1 protein-coding gene is annotated in these 1,183 nt (G+C 57.0%); it reads left to right on the forward strand.

From position 1 onward, the window contains the following. On the forward strand, positions 1-1,183 hold a 1,183-nt coding region (gene tuf, locus B9Z45_RS16640), incomplete at both ends, for an elongation factor Tu (RefSeq protein WP_108408292.1).

Raw genomic sequence — 1,183 nt, forward strand, 5'->3', positions numbered from 1 at the left:
AAAGAAAAATTCGAACGGACCAAACCTCACGTCAACGTGGGCACCATCGGTCACGTTGACCACGGTAAAACCACACTGACAGCTGCCATCACCACCGTGTTGGCCGCCAAGTTCGGTGGTTCGGCCAAAGCGTACGACCAGATCGACGCTGCGCCCGAAGAAAAAGCCCGTGGTATCACGATCAACACCGCGCACGTGGAGTACGAGACACAAAGCCGTCACTACGCGCACGTGGACTGCCCAGGCCACGCTGACTATGTGAAGAACATGATCACCGGTGCTGCCCAGATGGACGGCGCGATTTTGGTTTGCTCGGCTGCTGACGGCCCGATGCCCCAGACCCGTGAGCACATCTTGTTGGCTCGCCAGGTGGGCGTGCCTTACATCATCGTGTTCCTGAACAAGTGCGACATGGTGGACGATGCCGAGTTGCTGGAACTGGTCGAGATGGAAGTTCGCGAACTTTTGTCCAAGTACGATTTTCCTGGCGACGATACACCGATCATCCAGGGTTCAGCCAAGCTGGCCCTCGAAGGCGACAAAGGCCCATTGGGCGAAGAAGCCATCATGAAGCTGGCCGATGCGCTGGACACTTACATCCCATTGCCAGAGCGCGCCGTGGACGGCGCCTTCCTGATGCCCGTGGAAGACGTGTTCTCCATCTCTGGTCGCGGCACTGTGGTGACTGGCCGTATCGAGCGCGGTATTGTCAAAGTCGGTGAAGAAATCGAAATCGTGGGCATCAAAGACACCGTCAAGACCACTTGCACGGGTGTGGAGATGTTCCGCAAGTTGCTGGACCAAGGTCAAGCGGGCGACAACGTTGGTATTTTGCTGCGCGGCACCAAGCGTGAAGACGTTGAGCGCGGCCAAGTGCTGTGCAAGCCAGGCTCGATCAAGCCACACACGCACTTCACGGGCGAGATTTATGTCTTGTCCAAAGACGAAGGCGGCCGTCACACGCCGTTTTTCAACAACTACCGTCCTCAGTTTTACTTCCGTACGACGGACGTGACGGGTGCGATCGAGTTGCCAGAAGGCAAAGAGATGGTGATGCCGGGTGACAACGTGTCGATCACTGTGAAGTTGATCAACCCCATTGCGATGGAAGAAGGCTTGCGCTTCGCCATTCGTGAAGGTGGCCGCACCGTTGGTGCTGGCGTCGTTGCCAAGATCATTGCTT

The organism is Limnohabitans sp. 2KL-17 (assembly GCF_003063415.1).
Lineage (GTDB): Bacteria > Pseudomonadota > Gammaproteobacteria > Burkholderiales > Burkholderiaceae_C > Limnohabitans_A.